This is a genomic window from Streptomyces sp. PA03-5A (genome assembly GCF_033792725.1).
In the GTDB taxonomy this organism is placed as follows: Bacteria; Actinomycetota; Actinomycetes; order Streptomycetales; family Streptomycetaceae; genus Actinacidiphila.
In genome coordinates this window covers 46904-62095 of sequence record NZ_JARAVL010000003.1, presented here as the reverse complement: position 1 = coordinate 62095, position 15192 = coordinate 46904, and the positions used below count along the sequence as shown (strand labels likewise).

At 74.2% G+C, this 15192-nt stretch carries 16 protein-coding genes, 2 tRNA genes and 1 pseudogene; 10 read left to right on the top strand and 9 right to left on the bottom strand.

Going from position 1 to position 15192, the window contains the following annotated elements:
• Window positions 1-33: 33 nt before the first annotated feature.
• Genes PV410_RS04670 through PV410_RS04660 form a run of 3 tightly spaced genes read left to right on the top strand, consistent with a single transcriptional unit; the run spans window position 34 to window position 2670 of the window.
• Window positions 34-882 (top strand): class II glutamine amidotransferase, encoded by an 849-nt coding sequence (locus tag PV410_RS04670; protein ID WP_500322496.1) that lies wholly within the window; start codon window positions 34-36, stop codon window positions 880-882.
• 46 nt (window positions 883-928) lie between these two features.
• The gene (locus tag PV410_RS04665) at window positions 929-1558 is read left to right on the top strand and encodes an RNA polymerase sigma factor (RefSeq protein ID WP_500322495.1); all 630 of its coding nucleotides are present in this window, start codon (window positions 929-931) and stop codon (window positions 1556-1558) included.
• On the top strand, window positions 1555-2670 hold the full coding sequence (locus PV410_RS04660) for a CU044_5270 family protein (protein WP_500322493.1): 1116 nt from the start codon (window positions 1555-1557) through the stop codon (window positions 2668-2670). The genes PV410_RS04665 and PV410_RS04660 overlap by 4 nt, the downstream gene beginning before the upstream one ends.
• A 7-nt stretch (window positions 2671-2677) precedes the next feature.
• Here the strand turns inward: PV410_RS04660 and PV410_RS04655 are convergent, their stop codons facing one another.
• From PV410_RS04655 to PV410_RS04645, 3 genes are all read right to left on the bottom strand, one after another.
• Window positions 2678-3163: a universal stress protein gene (locus PV410_RS04655; protein WP_499516884.1), complete on the bottom strand. Its 486-nt coding sequence runs from the start codon at window positions 3161-3163 to the stop codon at window positions 2678-2680.
• A 5-nt stretch (window positions 3164-3168) separates the two neighbouring features.
• Complete coding sequence (locus PV410_RS04650; protein ID WP_500322758.1) at window positions 3169-4425, bottom strand: SLC13 family permease; 1257 nt, start codon at window positions 4423-4425, stop codon at window positions 3169-3171.
• A 67-nt stretch (window positions 4426-4492) separates the two neighbouring features.
• Window positions 4493-5215, bottom strand: coding sequence for a Clp protease N-terminal domain-containing protein (locus tag PV410_RS04645; RefSeq protein WP_500322491.1), 723 nt, complete (start codon window positions 5213-5215; stop codon window positions 4493-4495).
• A gap of 102 nt (window positions 5216-5317) precedes the next feature.
• Here PV410_RS04645 and PV410_RS04640 point away from each other — a divergent pair, with 102 nt between their 5' ends.
• The 3 genes from PV410_RS04640 to PV410_RS04630 all read left to right on the top strand — a co-directional run bounded on the left by PV410_RS04640 (window position 5318) and on the right by PV410_RS04630 (window position 6890).
• A complete protein-coding gene (locus tag PV410_RS04640; RefSeq protein ID WP_500322490.1) occupies window positions 5318-6697 on the top strand; it encodes a hypothetical protein in 1380 nt (459 codons plus the stop codon).
• A gap of 35 nt (window positions 6698-6732) precedes the next feature.
• Window positions 6733-6804, top strand: a tRNA-Lys gene (locus PV410_RS04635).
• A 12-nt stretch (window positions 6805-6816) separates the two neighbouring features.
• Window positions 6817-6890: transfer RNA gene (locus PV410_RS04630), tRNA-Pro, on the top strand.
• A gap of 25 nt (window positions 6891-6915) precedes the next feature.
• Here the strand turns inward: PV410_RS04630 and PV410_RS04625 are convergent.
• Window positions 6916-7869 carry an NADP-dependent oxidoreductase gene (locus PV410_RS04625; protein ID WP_500322488.1) on the bottom strand — a complete coding sequence of 318 codons (954 nt, stop codon included), beginning with the start codon at window positions 7867-7869 and terminating at the stop codon, window positions 6916-6918.
• Window positions 7870-7939: 70 nt separating this feature from the next.
• On the opposite strand from PV410_RS04625, the gene PV410_RS04620 reads away from it, so the two are divergent.
• Both PV410_RS04620 and PV410_RS04615 read left to right on the top strand, forming a co-directional pair.
• Window positions 7940-8884, top strand: coding sequence for a GlxA family transcriptional regulator (locus tag PV410_RS04620; RefSeq protein ID WP_500322487.1), 945 nt, complete (start codon window positions 7940-7942; stop codon window positions 8882-8884).
• A 25-nt stretch (window positions 8885-8909) separates the two neighbouring features.
• A complete protein-coding gene (locus PV410_RS04615) occupies window positions 8910-9497 on the top strand; it encodes a histidine phosphatase family protein (protein WP_500322486.1) in 588 nt (195 codons plus the stop codon).
• On the opposite strand, the gene PV410_RS04610 is transcribed toward PV410_RS04615, so the two are convergent.
• The 5 genes from PV410_RS04610 to PV410_RS04590 all read right to left on the bottom strand — a co-directional run bounded on the left by PV410_RS04610 (window position 9484) and on the right by PV410_RS04590 (window position 13932).
• Window positions 9484-10284: a maleylpyruvate isomerase family mycothiol-dependent enzyme gene (locus tag PV410_RS04610; RefSeq protein WP_500322485.1), complete on the bottom strand. Its 801-nt coding sequence runs from the start codon at window positions 10282-10284 to the stop codon at window positions 9484-9486. The genes PV410_RS04615 and PV410_RS04610 overlap by 14 nt on opposite strands.
• Window positions 10285-10469: 185 nt before the next feature.
• A complete protein-coding gene (locus tag PV410_RS04605) occupies window positions 10470-10931 on the bottom strand; it encodes a transglycosylase SLT domain-containing protein (RefSeq protein ID WP_499512750.1) in 462 nt (153 codons plus the stop codon).
• A 355-nt stretch (window positions 10932-11286) separates the two neighbouring features.
• Window positions 11287-12150: a putative protein N(5)-glutamine methyltransferase gene (locus PV410_RS04600; protein WP_500322483.1), complete on the bottom strand. Its 864-nt coding sequence runs from the start codon at window positions 12148-12150 to the stop codon at window positions 11287-11289.
• 103 nt (window positions 12151-12253) lie between these two features.
• Window positions 12254-13129 carry a hypothetical protein gene (locus PV410_RS04595; RefSeq protein WP_500322482.1) on the bottom strand — a complete coding sequence of 292 codons (876 nt, stop codon included), beginning with the start codon at window positions 13127-13129 and terminating at the stop codon, window positions 12254-12256.
• Window positions 13126-13932 carry a MerR family transcriptional regulator gene (locus tag PV410_RS04590; protein ID WP_500322480.1) on the bottom strand — a complete coding sequence of 269 codons (807 nt, stop codon included), beginning with the start codon at window positions 13930-13932 and terminating at the stop codon, window positions 13126-13128. The genes PV410_RS04595 and PV410_RS04590 overlap by 4 nt, the downstream gene beginning before the upstream one ends.
• Window positions 13933-14036: 104 nt before the next feature.
• Between PV410_RS04590 and PV410_RS04585 the strand changes: the two are divergent.
• Window positions 14037-14760, top strand: a pseudogene (locus tag PV410_RS04585) (Ig domain-containing protein); the annotation flags it as partial.
• The gene (locus tag PV410_RS04580) at window positions 14712-15185 is read left to right on the top strand and encodes a hypothetical protein (protein WP_500322479.1); all 474 of its coding nucleotides are present in this window, start codon (window positions 14712-14714) and stop codon (window positions 15183-15185) included. The pseudogene PV410_RS04585 and the gene PV410_RS04580, both read left to right, overlap by 49 nt.
• The last annotated feature ends 7 nt before the right edge of the window (window positions 15186-15192 follow it).

Sequence of the window (15192 nt, the reverse complement as noted above, 5' to 3'; positions counted from 1 at the left end):
CGGACGAGGAGACGAGGAAGGGAAGGGTGCACCATGTGCCGGTGGCTCGCCTACTCGGGCACGCCCATGCTGCTCGACAACATCCTCTACAAACCGCGGCACTCGCTGATCGACCAGAGCCTGCACTCCCGGATGGGGGTCGAGACGACCAACGGGGACGGCTTCGGCATCGGCTGGTACGCCACGGACCTGGAGACCCCGGCGGTCATCCGGGACATCGGGCCCGCGTGGAACAACCGCAACCTGCGGGAGATCTCACGCCACGTCACCTCGCCGCTGTTCTTCGCCCACGTACGGGCCTCCACCGGCACCGCGATCCAGCAGACCAACTGCCACCCCTTCCGGCACGGCCGCTGGCTGTGGATGCACAACGGCGCGATCACCGACTTCCACCGGCTGCGCCGCGACCTCTCGCTCGCCGTCGACCCGGCGCTGTTCTCCTCCATCGAGGGCTCGACGGACTCCGAGGTGATGTTCTTCCTCGCGCTCACCTTCGGTCTCGACCAGGACGTGCCCGGCGCCGTGTCGCGGATGGCCGGGCTGGTGGAGCGGACCGGTCATGAGCACGGGGTCGAGTTCCCCGTCCAGATGACGCTGGCGGTCAGCGACGGGGAGAGCCTGTGGGCCTTCCGCTACTCCAGCGAGCACGCGTCGCGGTCGCTGTTCTACAGCAGCAAGGTGGACACGCTGCGGGAGCTCCACCCGGACCTGTGGTTCCTGCAGGGCGTGTCGGCGCAGACCCGGCTCGTGGTGTCCGAGCCCCTGGGCGACGTACCGGACGCGTGGCACGAGGTCCCCGAGAGCACCTTCGGGGTGGTGCGGCCCGGCCAGGACGAGCTGATGCCCTTCGCGCCCGCGGCACCCGACGGCGTCGCCGCGTGACGTACGTCACGGGAACCCACGGCGGACGGACGGACAGCCGACAGAAGTGACCACTCATGTACGGACCCGGGTACGGGACGGGGACCCCGCCGCCTTCGCGGAACTGTTCGACGCGTACGCCCGTACCGTCTACAACCACGCCTTCCGGCTGACCGCCGACTGGTCGGTCGCCGAGGACGTGATGTCGGCCACCTTCCTGGAGGCCTGGCGGCTGCGTGGGCGCGTCGACCCCGAAGGGGATTCGCTGCGGCCGTGGCTGCTGGGCGTCGCCACGAACATCGCGCGCAACCACTGCCGCAGCAACCGCCGTTACCGGGCCGTGGTCGCCGCCGGCGCCCAGGCCGGGACCGCCGCGCTCGAAGTGCCCGACCACGCCGACCTCGTGGCCGGCCGGGTCGACGACCGGCGCCGCATCTCCGCCGTCCTCACCGCCCTCGCCCGGCTGCGCCGTCCCGAGCGCGAGGTGCTGACGCTGTGCCTGTGGGAGGGCCTGGAGTACGCCGAGGCCGCCGAGGCCCTCGGCATCCCGGTCGGCACCGTGCGGTCCCGGCTGTCCCGGGCCCGCACGAGACTGCGCAAGCTCGCCGACGCGGAGATGGAACCCGCCGCCCGCCACCGACAGACAGAAGGGGACCGCGCGAACGCGGTCCGGCCCGCACAGGAAGGAATCCGATGAACGCCCATCCCTCGGAATGGGAGGAGACCGCCCGTCTCCTGCCGCGCGTGGAGCGGGACCTGCCGGCGGACCGTCACCAGTTGCACAAGGAGCGTCTGATGAACCGGATCCACGAGGACCTCGGCACGGGCACCGAGCCGTCCACCGCCACGACCGCCGACACCGCCACCGCCGCCCGTCCGGCCGCGCGCCGCAACCCCTTCCTGCGCCGCATGGTCCTCGTCCCGCTGACCGCCGGCGTGCTGGCCGGGGCCCTGGCGACCGGCCTGTTCGTGTTCGGCGGTGCGGAGGGCAGCGGCGCGGGCGGCGGCTCCGGCACCTCCGCCGCGGGCCCCGCCCTGACCACCCGCCTCGGCGCCGCGGACCCCGAGGGCGCCGCCCGCCTGCTGGACACCGTCTCGCTGGCCGCCGCCGAGTCGCCCGCCGCGCCGGTGGGGGACGGCCAGTACGTCTACATCGAGTCGAAGTCGGCCGGCACCGTCGTGCGGCACGTGCACGGCACGACCAGCCTGGCCGGCACCCCGCTGCACCGGCGCCAGGTCTGGGAGTCCCGCGACGGCCGGGACGGCTGGCTGATCGAGCCCGGCACCACCGGCCCGGAGGGCATCACCCTGGCGGGCACCGACGAGCAGGGCAACGTGCCCGAGCCGACCCTGAACGCGCCGAGCTACGACTACCTCACCACCCTGCCCACCGACCCCGACGTGCTCCTGGCCAAGATCTACAAGGAGACGAAGGGCATGGGCAACGGCCCCGACCAGGAGGCCTTCACCACCATCGGCGACCTGCTGGGCGAGAGCTACCCGCCGGCCGGGCTGACCACCGCGCTCTACAAGGCCGCCGCCAAGATCCCCGGCGTGGTCGCCGTGGACGACGCCGTGGACGCCACCGGGCGGCACGGGGTCGCGGTGGCCCGGCTGGACGAGACCAGCGGCCAGCGCACCGAGTGGATCTTCGACCCGAAGACCCACGTCTTCCTCGGCGAGCGCACCGTCCAGGCCGAGCGGGACCCGGACGCGGTCATGCCGCGCGGCACGGTCGTCTTCACCACCGCGGTGCTGACCCGCTCCGCCGTCGACGGCATCAAGCAGCTCCCCGGCGCCGCGGGCTGAGTCCGGGTCAGTGGGGCGGGGGCGGGGGAAGGGTCGCCACGTCCGGCGCGGCCGCGGGCCACACCAGCAGGACCGGGCAGGGCGCGTGGTCCACGACGAAGCGCGCCGCCGGGCCCAGGCTCCGCGGCCCGAGCCGTACGAGGTCGCCGTCACGGGCCATCACCAGCAGATCGGTCCCGGCCGCGGCGGCGACCACCTCCCGCTCCACCCGCCCCGACCGCTCCTCCCGGCGGCACGGACGGCCCAGGCGCCGGGCGGCGGCGTCCAGCAGCCGTCCCGCGGAGTCGGCGCCGAGGCCCTCCAGCCGGGTGCCCGGATCGTTCTCCGGGTGCCCGCGGCCCAGCAGCCCGGCGTAGGCGGCATGCGCCAGACCGGGGACGTCGGGGCCGCTGACGTGCAGCAGGACGACGTCGGCGGCCTCCGGCGCGTGGACGCGGACGGCGTCGACGCAGGCGGGCCAGGTTCCTTCGGCGATCCAGGCGGTCACGATCACGGACATCAGCCTCCGAGGACGTGCAGCGAACCCCACAGTGCCACCACCGCAAGGCCCAGCGCCGCAGGCACGGTGAGCAGGCCGAGGACGGTGAACTCCTTCAGGTCCACGTCGTGTTCGTGCTGGTGCACGATACGCCGCCACAGCAGGGTCGCCAGGGATCCCGCATAGGTCAGGTTGGGGCCGATGTTCACCCCGAGCAGGACGGCGAGGACCGCGCCGGGCCCGGCGGGCGCGGTCAGCGGCAGCAGGACCAGCACGGCGGGCAGGTTGTTGATCACGTTGGCCAGGACGGCGGCCAGCGCCGCGACGCCGAGCAGGGCCGCCAGCCCGGTGCCCCCGGGCACGATCCGGCCCAGCGCGCCGGCGAGCCCGTTGTCGACCACCGCCCGCACCACCACGCCCAGCGCCAGCACGAACGCCAGGAACGGCACCCCGACCGCCCCCGCCACGGCGCGCACCGTCATCCGCCGCCGCGCCACCGCCCGTACGGCCAGCACCAGCGCACCGGCCGCGGCCGCCCACGCCGGATCGATGCCGAGCGCCGGGGTGATCACGAACCCCGCCAGTGTGCAGACCACCGTGACCAGCGCGAACACCGGCAACGGAGGCACCTCGGCGCCGTCCGGGACCGCGACGGCGGCCGCCAGGTCGGCGCGGAACCAGCGGCGGAAGACGCCGTACTCCACGGCGATCGCCACCAGCCACGGCAGCACCATCAGCCCGGCGAAGCGGGTGAAGCTCAGCCCGCTGGCCGCGAACGCCAGCAGGTTCGTCAGGTTCGAGACCGGCAGCAGCAGCGAGGCGGTGTTGGACAGGTGGGTGCACGCGTACACGTGCGGCTTCGGCCGTACCCCCAGCCGGGCGGCGGTCGCGAACACCACCGGGGTCAGCAGCACCACGGTGGCGTCCAGGCTCAGCGCCGCCGTCACCGCCGACGCCAGCGCGAACACCGCCCCGAGCAACCGCCGCGGCCGCCCCGCGGCCACCCGGGCCATCCACGCCCCGCCGGCCCGGAACAGCCCCTCCTCGTCGCAGAGCCTCGCCAGCACCAGCACCGCCGCCAGGAACCCGATCACCGGCCCCAGCCGCGCCGCCTCCTCCCGCGCGTGCTCCAGCGGGATCGCCCCGCTCCCCACGGCCACCGCCGCGGCCGGGACGGCGATCACCGCCTCCGGAAGACCGAACGGCCGGATCACCGCCCCGACGAGCACGAGGAGCAGCAGCGCGACGGACAGCGCCTCCGCGATCGTGGTGTTCAGGGTTCCGTTCCTCCCGGGTGGGACCGTGATGGCCCCTCATGGAACCACGCCCCACCCGGGACACCGCTCACCCCTCCTGCTGCGTGCCGCCCACGATCTCGGCCAGTGCCGCGGCGACGTGGCGCTCGGTGGTGGCCTTGTCGAGGCCGAGGGAGGTCAGCGGGCCGTCGCCCGCCTCGAGTTCGAGGAGGGCGAGCAGGAGGTGCTCGGTGCCGATGTAGTTGTGGCCCAGGCGGAGGGCCTCGCGGAAGGTGAGTTCGAGGACCTTGCGGGAGGCGAGGTCGTACGGGACGAGCTCGGGGACCTCGTCCACGGCCGGGGGGAGGGCCGCGGTGAGGGTGGTGCGGGCGGCGTCGGGGGTGACGCCCTGGGCCGCCATGGCGAGTGCGGCGAGGGCCTGGGGCTCGCTCAGCAGCCCGAGGGCGAGGTGCTCGGGGCGGACCTCGGGGTTGTGGGCGGTCTTGGCCTCGGTGTGGGCGGCCATGACGACCTTGCGGGCGCGCGGGGTGAAGCGCGAGAAGCCCTGCGAGGGGTCCAGGTCGGGGAAGCCGAGGTCCTTGGGGACGAAGCGCTTCTGGGCGGCCTGCTTGGTCACGCCCATGCTCGTGCCGATGTCGGTCCAGGAGGCGCCGGACCGCCGGGCCTGGTCGACGAAGTGCCCGATGAGGTGGTCGGCGACCTCCCCCAGGTGCTCGGCGGCGATGACGGCGTCCGAGAGCTGGTCGAGGGCGTCGGGGTGGGTCTTCTTGATGGCTGCGATCAGATCGTCGAGCCGGATCTGCTGCGTCATGCGTCAACGATAGGTTGACGATGGTTCATCGTCAACCGAAAGTTGACGATCGTCGGCATTAACCGGTGGTGCCCTCCCCGCCGCGTGCGCCAGCCTGGGCACATGTCCCAGAACACCTCGGTCCTGCGGGAGTTGTACGCGTCCCTCGACCGGCGCAAGCGCCCCGAGGACATCGCCCATCTCGCCCTCCGGCTGCTCGACGGCGACGGCCGACGGCCCGCTCACCGTACCCGGCGTGCGCTGGAGAAGGCGGCGAGCGGCTCGCTGAACACGTTGTGGCACGGCTACACCTCGATGCTGGAGGACTTCGCCCGGCCCGTCGGGGCCCAGCGCCAGCTGGCCCGTGCCGCGGAGCTGTTCCCGGGGCTGCCGGAGCCGGCCGGGGCGTCCGGGGACGATCCGGCGCAGGTGGAGACGGCGATCCGGGCGGCCGGCGAACGGATCGCCAAGCGGTTCGGGGCGAACGACTTCCTCACCGACCGCCTCGACCGGGCCGGGCGCGCGGACGCGGGGCTCGGGGAGATGTCGAAGCGGCTGTACAACAAGCGGTTCCGGCTGCTGCGCCGTATGGAGGCCAAGCTGGCGCGCATCCTGGTCGAGCAGCGCAAGCGGGAGGTGACGCTGGTCGGCAGGAGCGGACTCGCCTCCCGGCTGGCCTACGAGGAGTTCGCGGCCGACACCCCGACCGCGGCCTTCGTGGCCTACCTCACCGCCCGCGCCAACCTGCGCAGCGAGTTCACGGTCTCGGGCCAGCAGCCCCCGTACGACGAGGTGGCGGACGCCCTGTTCGAGGAGCTGCGCCGACGGCCGCACCGCACCAACTGGTACGCCGTCGCGCACGTCCACCCCACCGCAGAGGTGCTCGGCCACCTCGGCGACGGGCAGCGGGGACGGCTGCTCGGGATCTGGTACCGCTTCCTGCTGGACGTGGCCGAGCTGCTCGAGGCCGCATGGCGGCGGCAGCCCCTGGACCGGACGACGATGGTCGTGCGCCGCGGCGACGACTCGACCACCTGGAACCAGACCGCCCGGGCCTGGACCAAGGCCCGGGCCCACTGGTTCTCGCTCCTGCGGGCCATGGCCGCCGAGGAGGTCGCCGACCGGTTCTGCCCCGGCAAGGTCCTGCTCCTGGTCGCCGCCGACGTGGCCGCCTGGCATCGGCAGACCGGTGGGGGACTGCACCCGGACACCGGCGTGTGGGCCGAACTGCCGCTGCCCTGGCAGGTGCTGCGCGGCGAGGCGGTGTGCCCGCGGTCGCTGGTGGAGGAGGTGTGCCGGCGGCACGGCGTCGATCCCGTCGCGGGCGGCTGGACGCAACCGCGGCCGGCGGCCGCCCCGGTGCCCTTCCGGCCCACGCCGGAGCTCGTGCACGGGGTAGAGGTCGGCGACCCGGTACTGGCCGGCGTGCTGCGGTCGGCGGGCTTCTTCTCCGGACGTCCGCTCCGCCCGGCGGCGGCGGACCTCGACGCCCAATTGCATTGACGCCCGGCCGCCGTGGCGGCCAGGATCGGGGCACCGACGGGGAAGCTCAGCGGTGGAGCGGCCGGCTCTTAACCGGTTGGACGCAGGTTCGAGCCCTGCCCTCGTCGGGGGCCGTACGGGCACCGGGAAGCTCAGCGGTGGAGCGCCCGGCTCGGGACCGGGTGGACGCAGGTTCGAGCCCTGCCCCGGTGCCCGTACGGCTCGCGGGCCCAGGAACGTCAGCGCACCGTGAGGACCAGCTTCCCGGTCGTACGTCCCGTCTCCAGGGCGGCGTGGGCCTTCGCGGCCTCGGACAGGGGGAAGGTGTCGGCGACCGTGACGCGCAGGGCACCCTCCTCGACCAGGCGGGCGATCGCGGTCATGCCGGCGTGGTCGGCCTCGACGATCATGCCGGTGGCGCGCACGCCCAGGCGGCCGGCCGCCGCGAGGAGTTCGGGCAGGCCGATCGGGAGGATGGTGACGAGCAGCCCGCCCTCGCGCAGGGTGCGCAGGGAGCGGAGGGACTCGGCACCGCCGAGGGGGTCGAGGACGACGTCCACGTCGCGGACGGCCTCGGCGTAGTCGGCCGTGCGGTAGTCGATCAGTTCGTCGGCGCCGAGGCCGCGCAGGAAGTCGTGCTTGGCGGCGCTCGCGGTGCCGATGACGTACGCGCCGCGGGACTTGGCGATCTGTACGGCGACGTGGCCGACGCCTCCCGCGGCGGCGTGGACGAGCACGCGCTGCCCGGGGCGGACGGCGGCGACGTCGACGAGGGCCTGCCAGGCGGTGAGCGCGACCAGCGGGACCGCGGCGGCCTCCACGTGGCTCATGCCGGACGGCTTCCGGGCGAAGGCGCGGGCGGGCCCGGTGACGTACTCGGCGTGGGAGCCCACACCGTGCGGGTAGGGGAGCATGCCGAAGACCTCGTCGCCGGGCTGGAAGAGGGCCACTCCCAGCCCGGTCTCCTCGACGACGCCGGAGACGTCCCAGCCGAGGACGGGCGGCGGGCCGCCGAGGAAGAGCCCGGTCTGCCGGTGCTTGGTGTCGGTCGGGTTGAGCCCGGCGGCGTGGACGCGGACGAGCAACTGCCCGACGCCGGGGGTGGGGCGCTCCAGCTCCGCCTCCCGCAGTACCTCGGGTCCGCCGAGGACGTCCTGGGTGATCGCGCGCATGGTGCGGGGTGTTTCGGTCATGGACCCCAGCCTGCCGACCGCGCGGGCGCGGGGAAATGGCCTGATTGCCATCCTCCGATAAGATCGTGCCATGCATCGTGTGGTCGTCCTCGCCCTTGACGGCGTCTACCCCTTCGAGCTGGGCATCCCCAACCGCGTCTTCGGCTCCGCCGGGGGCCGCTACGAGGTGCTGACCTGCACCGTCGACGGGCGCCCCGTGCGCACGGACTCCGACTTCTCGGTCGCCGTCGAGAACGGCCCCGAGGTGCTGGCCACCGCCGACACCGTCGTGATCCCGCCGTACGACCAGTCGCGGATCACCGCCGAGCTCCCCGCCCCGGTCGCGGCCGCGCTCGGCACGATCCGGCCGGGCACCCGCATCGTCTCCATCTGCACGGCGGCCTTCGCGCTCGCCGCCGCGGGTCTCCTCGACGGCCGCCCCGCCACCACCCACTGGGCGCTGGCCGAACGCTTCCGGCGGATGTTCCCCGGTGTGGCGCTCGACGCGGACGTGCTCTTCGTCGACGACGGCGACGTCCTCACCTCCGCCGGGGCCGCGTCCGGCGTGGACGTCTGCCTGCACCTGGTGCGCGAGGACCACGGCAGCGCGGTGGCCAACTTCGTGGCCCGCTGTTGCGTGGTGCCGCCCTGGCGGGACGGCGGCCAGGCGCAGTACATCGACCAGCCCGTGCCGGAGACCGCGGACGCCGGCACCGCGGCGACGCGGCAGTGGGCGCTGGAGCACCTCGACCTGCCGCTCACCCTGAACGACCTCGCGGACCACGCGCGGATGAGCCTGCGGACCTTCGCCCGGCGCTTCCGGGACGAGGTCGGCACGAGCCCGGGCAAGTGGCTCATCCAGCAGCGGGTCGCCCGGGCCCGGCACCTGCTGGAGTCCAGCGACCTCCCGGTCGACCGCATCGCCGGCGAGGTGGGCTTCGCCACCGCGACGTCCCTGCGGCAGCACCTCCACGCCGCCATCGGCGTCTCCCCCCTGGCCTACCGGCGCACCTTCCGGGCTGCCGCCACCCTCTGACGCACCCGACCCCGGGGAGGCCCCGATGGCTGTGGAGCTGATCTACGAGACGCACGCCACGACCACCGACAACGAGGCGGGCATCGCCACCGGCCGGCTGCCCGGCCGGCTGTCGGAGCGCGGCCGCCGGCAGGCGAGGGAGCTGGGCGAACGCCGCCGCGGCCAGGACATCGCGGCGGTGTACACCTCCGACCTGCACCGTGCCGTGGAGACCGCGGCCCTCGCCTTCCCCGACGGGCGGCCGCCGGTCCACCAGGACCCCCGGCTGCGCGAGTGCGACTACGGCGCGCTGAACGGACGCCCGGTCCGGCTCGTCGCGGCCCAGCGCCTGCGGCGCGTCGACGAGCCATTCCCCGGCGGCGGTCAGAGCTACCGGCAGGTGCTCGCCGCCACCGACGCGCTCCTGCACGACCTGGCCCGGCGGTGGGACGGCCGGCGCGTCCTGCTGATCGCCCACTCCGCCAACCGCTGGGCCCTGGCCTGCCTGCTGGGCGGGATCCCCCTAACGGAGAGCGTCCTGGCGCCCTTCGTCTGGCAGCCGGGCTGGACGTACACCCTCCCCGGCGACTGGCCGGGGCCGGACCGGGACCCGGCCGGAACTAGGGAGCGGTGAAGAGGGTGGGGAAGCGGGGGGCTAGCCAGGGGCGGCGGCCCCAGGCGGCGATCTTGCCGCGGGCCATGGCGGCGGTGGCGCCCCGGCGACCGAGCGCGATCAGGAAGAAGGTGACCGGCTCGGTGGTGATGGTGCAGTCGGGTCGGCGCGGCGGCTCGTCCGCGAGCTCGGCCGCACCGTCGGTGAAGGTCACGGCGAAGCGTGTGATCCCCGGGACGCGCAGCGCGTAGCAGGCGGAGAATCCGGCCGCCGCCCGCGCGTCGACGACCCGGGGCATGGCCGCCTTGAGGAAGGGCATGCAGCGGGCGACGCGCTCGCGGTCGATCATGTGGGGACGGCGCAGGGCGACCGCGATGTCGTAACCGTGGCCGAGCATGTGGGTGAGCAGGTACGAGCCGAGCGTGGCCAGGTCCATGGGGCCGAGCGGGGTGACCACCGGCATGCCGGGCGCGCGGGTCGCGGCCGCGTCGGTGAACGCGCGGGCGTGCCGCACGATCCCGTCGGCCAGGATCGCGCCGTCGCGTTCGGGGAAGGCGTCGAGGGACGCGGCGTTCGCGGCGGCGAGGCTGCCGGGGGTGCCGTCGCCGTACGGCTGCTCACGGCCCTCCGCCAGGGCGGCCATGAGTTCGCCTGCGAGCACCAGGTGCGCCGCGGCCTCCCCGACCGTCCACTCGGCACCGGGGATCGGCACCGAGGTGTCCTGGCACCCGCGGAGCAGGGCGGCTATGTCCTCGGCGGCGGCGTGCAGGGCCTCGGCCTCGGCCGGGCGGTCAGGGGCGACGGTCATGGTCGGACAGCGTGGACCAGCACGGTTCGTCTGTCCAGGTCCGGGGAGGAAAAGCCGGGGCGGAACCGTGCCCGGAAAAGCGCGTGGAATCCGGGAACGCGAAAAGGGGGAAGCCCCCGGGCAGCCATTGCTGCCGGGGGCGTCCCCAGGGAAAGCGTCGCGCGGAAAGCGTCGCGCGCGGGCGATCAGTACGCCGAGTTGACGTTGTCGATCGTGCCGTAGACGTGGGCCGCGTAGTTGCAGGCGGCGGTGATGTTGGCGACCGGGTCGTAGATGTTCCACGAGGTACCGGGGACGTGGTAGGCCTTGAAGGTCGGGTCGATCACCTGCATCAGACCCTTCGAGGGAATTCCCTTGGCCGCGTTCGAGTCCCAGCCGTTGATGGCGCTCGGGTTGCCGGAGGACTCACGCATCAGGTTCTTGTAGATCCCGTTGTACGTGCCCGGGATGCCGTTGGCACGCATCACCTTCAGGGACTCGTTGATCCACGTGTTGACGGAGCCCGACTGCGCCATGGGGGCGGCGGAGGCGGTGGGGGCCATGGCCACGCCACCGGCGACGACGGCGACGCCGGCAGCGGCGCAGCCGAGGGAGATCTTCTTGGCCTTGGCGACGCGGTTGAGCTTCGACATAGCGGAGATCTGCATTCGAGTAATTCCTCTTCCGTGGGGTACGCCATGAATTGTTGGCCGACTTAAATCCCGGGGTCAATGCACCCCTATTACTAACGGGATTAGTTGTGGGACCAGGGACGAAAGTCCCGCCGCTCAGGCGTGGGAAGGGGATTCCGGGACGGCTTCTACTAAGGAGCCGCGAAAGTGGCGCACGTCATATCGGCCACGTCACACGCAGACCCAGACAAATCGCCCATTGAGTGACGCAGGCCATGTGGCCTGCGTCACCCAATAAGGCGTTGATTCACACGGAGGAACCGCGGTTTCACCCACGGCGAGGATTTCGGGCGGGCACGGGGTCCGGCCGACGGGCGCGGGTCCCGGTGGGCTACACCACGGGGGCCGAGGCGATCACGACCGTCGCGTACAGCTCCTCCGACACGGCCACCCGCGCCTCCAGCCCGGCCTGGGCGACCGCGGCGACGGCGTCCGGGGCCTGCTCCTCACCGGTCTCGAAGAGGAGGCGGCCGCCCGGCGCGAGCCACGCGGGCGCCGCGGCCGCGACCCGGCGGAGGACGTCGAGGCCGTCGGCCCCGCCGTCGAGGGCGACGCGGGGCTCGTGGTCACGGGCCTCCGGGGGGAGGAGGGCGACGGCTTCGCTGGGGACGTAGGGCACGTTCGCGACCAGGACGTCGACGCGGCCGCGCAGCTCCGCGGGAAGGGGGGTGTAGAGGTCGCCCTCGTGGACGTGGACGCGGCCGTCCGCCGCGGCGAGGTTGCGGCGGGCGCAGGCGACCGCCGCCGGGTCGATGTCGACCGCGTGCAGCACGGGCCGGTCGAGCGTGGCGGCCAGGACGGCGCCCACCGCGCCGGAGCCGCAGCACAGGTCGACGACGACGGCGCCGGGCCGGCCCAGGGCGCGCCCGAGCGCGACGGCCTCGCGGGCGAGGAACTCCGTACGGCGGCGCGGGACGAAGACCCCCGGGCCGACGGCGATCCGCAGGCCGCAGAACTCGGCCCAGCCCAGCACGTGTTCGAGCGGGAGCCCGGCCACCCGGCGCTCCACCAGGGTGGCGAGCTCGTCGGGTGTCCGGGCGGCGGAGACGAGCAGCCGGGCCTCGTCCTCGGCGAACACGCAGCCGGCCGCCCGGAGCACGGACACGACCGGCGCGAGCGACGCGGGGGACGGAAGGGCGGAAGAGGAGGAGCCGGCGGGAGACGAGCCGGAAGGAGCGCGTGAAGCGTAGGACATGGGGGCCTTTCGGGGCGCCGCGGGGCGCTCTCGACGGCCTAGGTCGTCCGGACCGCGGGGCCGCAGGGGGAGAGCACCCAACCTGACATGGCGGTAATGGGTCTCACCTCCTCGGTACGTCCGCTACTGGGGACGGCAACGTTACCCGAGCCCCCGGCACCGCGCCCACCCCCAGGGCCGCCACGGCGGCGCGCGGGTCGTCGGCGTGGAAGCGCAGGACGCGGGCCTGCGCGGGCACCCCGAGGGGGCGCAGGAACGTGACGGGCTCGGTCAGTTCGACGGTCACCGTGGTCTGGCCGCCGACGACCAGGTCGACGGTGCCGTCCCCGGCGAGCGTGACGAGCCGTCCGTCGGGGAAGCGCCGGTCGACACGGGCCGCGGCGATGCGCCCGGCGGGTACACGGACGTCGACGAGAGCGCCGTACCGCAGCCGCAGCGAGCCGTCCGCCCCCACGACGTGCGGGCACACCACGCAGGCCGCGTGCAGGGCCAGGACGAAGAAGCAGCCCCAGACGTCGAGGACGAGGGTGACGGCGTGCACCGCTGGCCAGGGGATGACCAGCGCGAGCACCACCGTCTCGACGACGGAGACGAAGAGGAAGCCGTACATCGTCGCCGTCTGCGCCCCGGTGTACGGGACGGCCACGGCGCCCTCGCCCACCCCGTGCGGACGGCGCGCGATCCAGCGCACCAGGCTCACGGACAGGGCGAGTTCATGGCGCATCAGGCGCCGCGCGGGCACCGGGACGGTGTCCCGCACGGCGGTCCACGCGGCCCGGCGGCGCGACAGGCCCCGCCGCCGGGCGTCCCGGTGCGCCCGCACCACCTTCGGCAACCGCCACAGCAGCACGGCGGTCATGCACAGTTCCGCGCCCCAGAGCACCGGCTCCGGCACCGGCACGCCCGCCACCAGGCACGCGGCGAGCACCGCCTCGGCCACCACCAGGGTGCCCAGCGCCCACGCCCCCCGGCGGCTCACCGGGCCCGCTCGCGCAGCAGCCGGATCGCCTGCCGTACGGCCTCGGCCTGGGCGGGCGCGTGGTCGTCGAAGAACGCGGCGGCGAAGCCGCCCTCCGCACCGCCCTCCACCGTGCCGTCCTCACCGGCGGCGTCGATCGAGGCGGCGACCTCGTCCGGGACGGAGTCGGCGATCGCCCGGGCCACCTCCGCGACCCGGGGGTCGTCCACGGCCGCCCCGGCCAGTTCGTCCATCCGCGCGTACACCTCGTAGGCGCGGCGCATCGCGCCCGGATCGGAGCCCATGGAGCGCAGCAGGCCGGTGAGCCAGCCCCGGGCCTCGGGGGTGGCCGCCGTGTCCAGCAGCGCGAGCAACTCGCGCTCCTTCACGGCCATCGCGGGCTCGGGCCCGGCCAGCTCCGCCGAGGTCCGGGCCATCTCGGCGAAGAGCACGGCCAGTTCCGGGGAGACCGGTGCCTCCGCGGGCAGTCCGCCGCCGGCCTCGGCCTGCGCGAGGAGTTCGGCGAGGCGGACCCGCCGCGACCGGATGGCCTCCTCCTGCCGGGCGAGGTCCGCGTCGAGCTCCGCCAGCACCTCGTGCAGCTCCTTGCCCGCGTCGTCCGCGAGCACGTCCCTGACCTCGTCGAGGCCGAGGCCGAGCTCCGTCAGGCGCCGGATGCGGGTGAGCTCGACGGCGTCGCGCAGACCGTAGTCGCGGTAGCCGTTGACCCGGCGCGCGGGCTCGGGCAGCAGCCCGATGCGGTGGTAGTGCCGCACGGTGCGGGTGGTGACCCCGGCGAGGGCGGCGAGTTCTCCGATGCGCATGAGCCCAGTAGAGACCTTGACGCTGCGACAAGGTCAAGGACCGGACGGCGCGGGCCGGGCATACAGGGAAAACCCTGGGGAAATCCGGCCCCGGACCTTTGGCCCCCACGGGGCTCGGCATCAGCGCCTCGACCGGCCTGATCTCCGGCACCCCCACGGCCGCGGGCACCTGCCAGACCACGGTGACCGCCACCGACGGCACCGGCGCCTCCGGCTCCGCCTCCTTCGGCTGGACCGTCTCCCCCGCGGGCGGCGGCACCTGCACCGCGGCCCAGCTGCTCGGCAACCCGGGCTTCGAGTCCGGCAGCACCTCGTGGACGGCGTCCAGCGGCGTCATCACCAGCGACATCGGTGAGGCCGCCCACGGCGGCACGTACAAGGCCTGGCTGGACGGCTACGGCTCCACCCACACCGACACGCTCCCAGACGGTGAGCGTGCCGAGCGGCTGCCGTGCCACGCTGACCTTGTGGCTGCACGTCGACTCCGCCGAGACGACCACCACCACCGCCTACGACAAGCTGACCCTGACCGCCGGCTCCACCACCCTGGCGACCTGGTCCAACCTCGACAAGGGCACCGGGTGCACCCAGAAGTCCTTCGACCTGTCCTCCTTCGCCGGCTCCACCGTGACCCTGAAGTTCACCGGCACCGAGGACTCCTCCCTGCAGACCGGCTTCGTGGTCGACGACACCGCCCCCGCGGGAAGGGTCCCGGCCGCCGGCAGGCGGCCGGGACCCTTTTGCGCCTGGAACACGTCAAAGAGGAAAGGAGGCCATCCATGCGTCATACGACAGCCGCGGTCCTCGCGGCGACCGCACTCCTGCTGACCGGCTGCGGCACGCAGTCCGGCGGCCCCGCGGACGGCGGCCGGAGCAGCGCCCCGGGCGCCACCGGCAGCCACGGTTCCGGGGCGGGCTCGGGAGGGGCCTGCGCGGCCGGGGCCGCGCTCACCGCCGCGGACACCGGCCGCACCGTCTGCGTCACCGCGGGCGGCACCGTCCGCGTCACCCTCGACGGCACGCCGGACCGCCCGTGGTCCCCCGTCACCGGCGAGGGCGGCGCCCTCGCCCCCACCAACGCGGGCATCGGCGCCCCCCGCGGCGACACCATCGCCGCCTACCGCGCCACCGCCCCCGGCACGGCGCGGCTCACCGCCACCCAGCCGCTGTGCGCCACACCCACCGCCCCGGACCAGGTGGCCTGCCTGGGACTGCGGGAGTGGACCGTCACCGTGCGGGTCGCCGACCGGTGAACACGCC

Bases quoted from the DNA above. Each gene is read 5' to 3' on its own strand.
- PV410_RS04645 (WP_500322491.1), bottom strand. From the start codon at position 5,215: ATGACGCAGCAGATCCGGCTCGACGATCTGATCGCAGCCATCAAGAAG.
- PV410_RS04670 (WP_500322496.1), top strand. From the start codon at position 34: ATGTGCCGGTGGCTCGCCTACTCGGGCACGCCCATGCTGCTCGACAAC.
- PV410_RS04615 (WP_500322486.1), top strand. From the start codon at position 8,910: ATGGCTGTGGAGCTGATCTACGAGACGCACGCCACGACCACCGACAAC.
- PV410_RS04600 (WP_500322483.1), bottom strand. From the start codon at position 12,150: ATGTCCTACGCTTCACGCGCTCCTTCCGGCTCGTCTCCCGCCGGCTCC.
- PV410_RS04660 (WP_500322493.1), top strand. From the start codon at position 1,555: ATGAACGCCCATCCCTCGGAATGGGAGGAGACCGCCCGTCTCCTGCCG.
- PV410_RS04620 (WP_500322487.1), top strand. From the start codon at position 7,940: ATGCATCGTGTGGTCGTCCTCGCCCTTGACGGCGTCTACCCCTTCGAG.
- PV410_RS04580 (WP_500322479.1), top strand. From the start codon at position 14,712: ATGCGTCATACGACAGCCGCGGTCCTCGCGGCGACCGCACTCCTGCTG.
- PV410_RS04625 (WP_500322488.1), bottom strand. From the start codon at position 7,869: ATGACCGAAACACCCCGCACCATGCGCGCGATCACCCAGGACGTCCTC.
- PV410_RS04605 (WP_499512750.1), bottom strand. From the start codon at position 10,931: ATGCAGATCTCCGCTATGTCGAAGCTCAACCGCGTCGCCAAGGCCAAG.
- PV410_RS04610 (WP_500322485.1), bottom strand. From the start codon at position 10,284: ATGACCGTCGCCCCTGACCGCCCGGCCGAGGCCGAGGCCCTGCACGCC.
- PV410_RS04640 (WP_500322490.1), top strand. From the start codon at position 5,318: ATGTCCCAGAACACCTCGGTCCTGCGGGAGTTGTACGCGTCCCTCGAC.
- PV410_RS04590 (WP_500322480.1), bottom strand. From the start codon at position 13,932: ATGCGCATCGGAGAACTCGCCGCCCTCGCCGGGGTCACCACCCGCACC.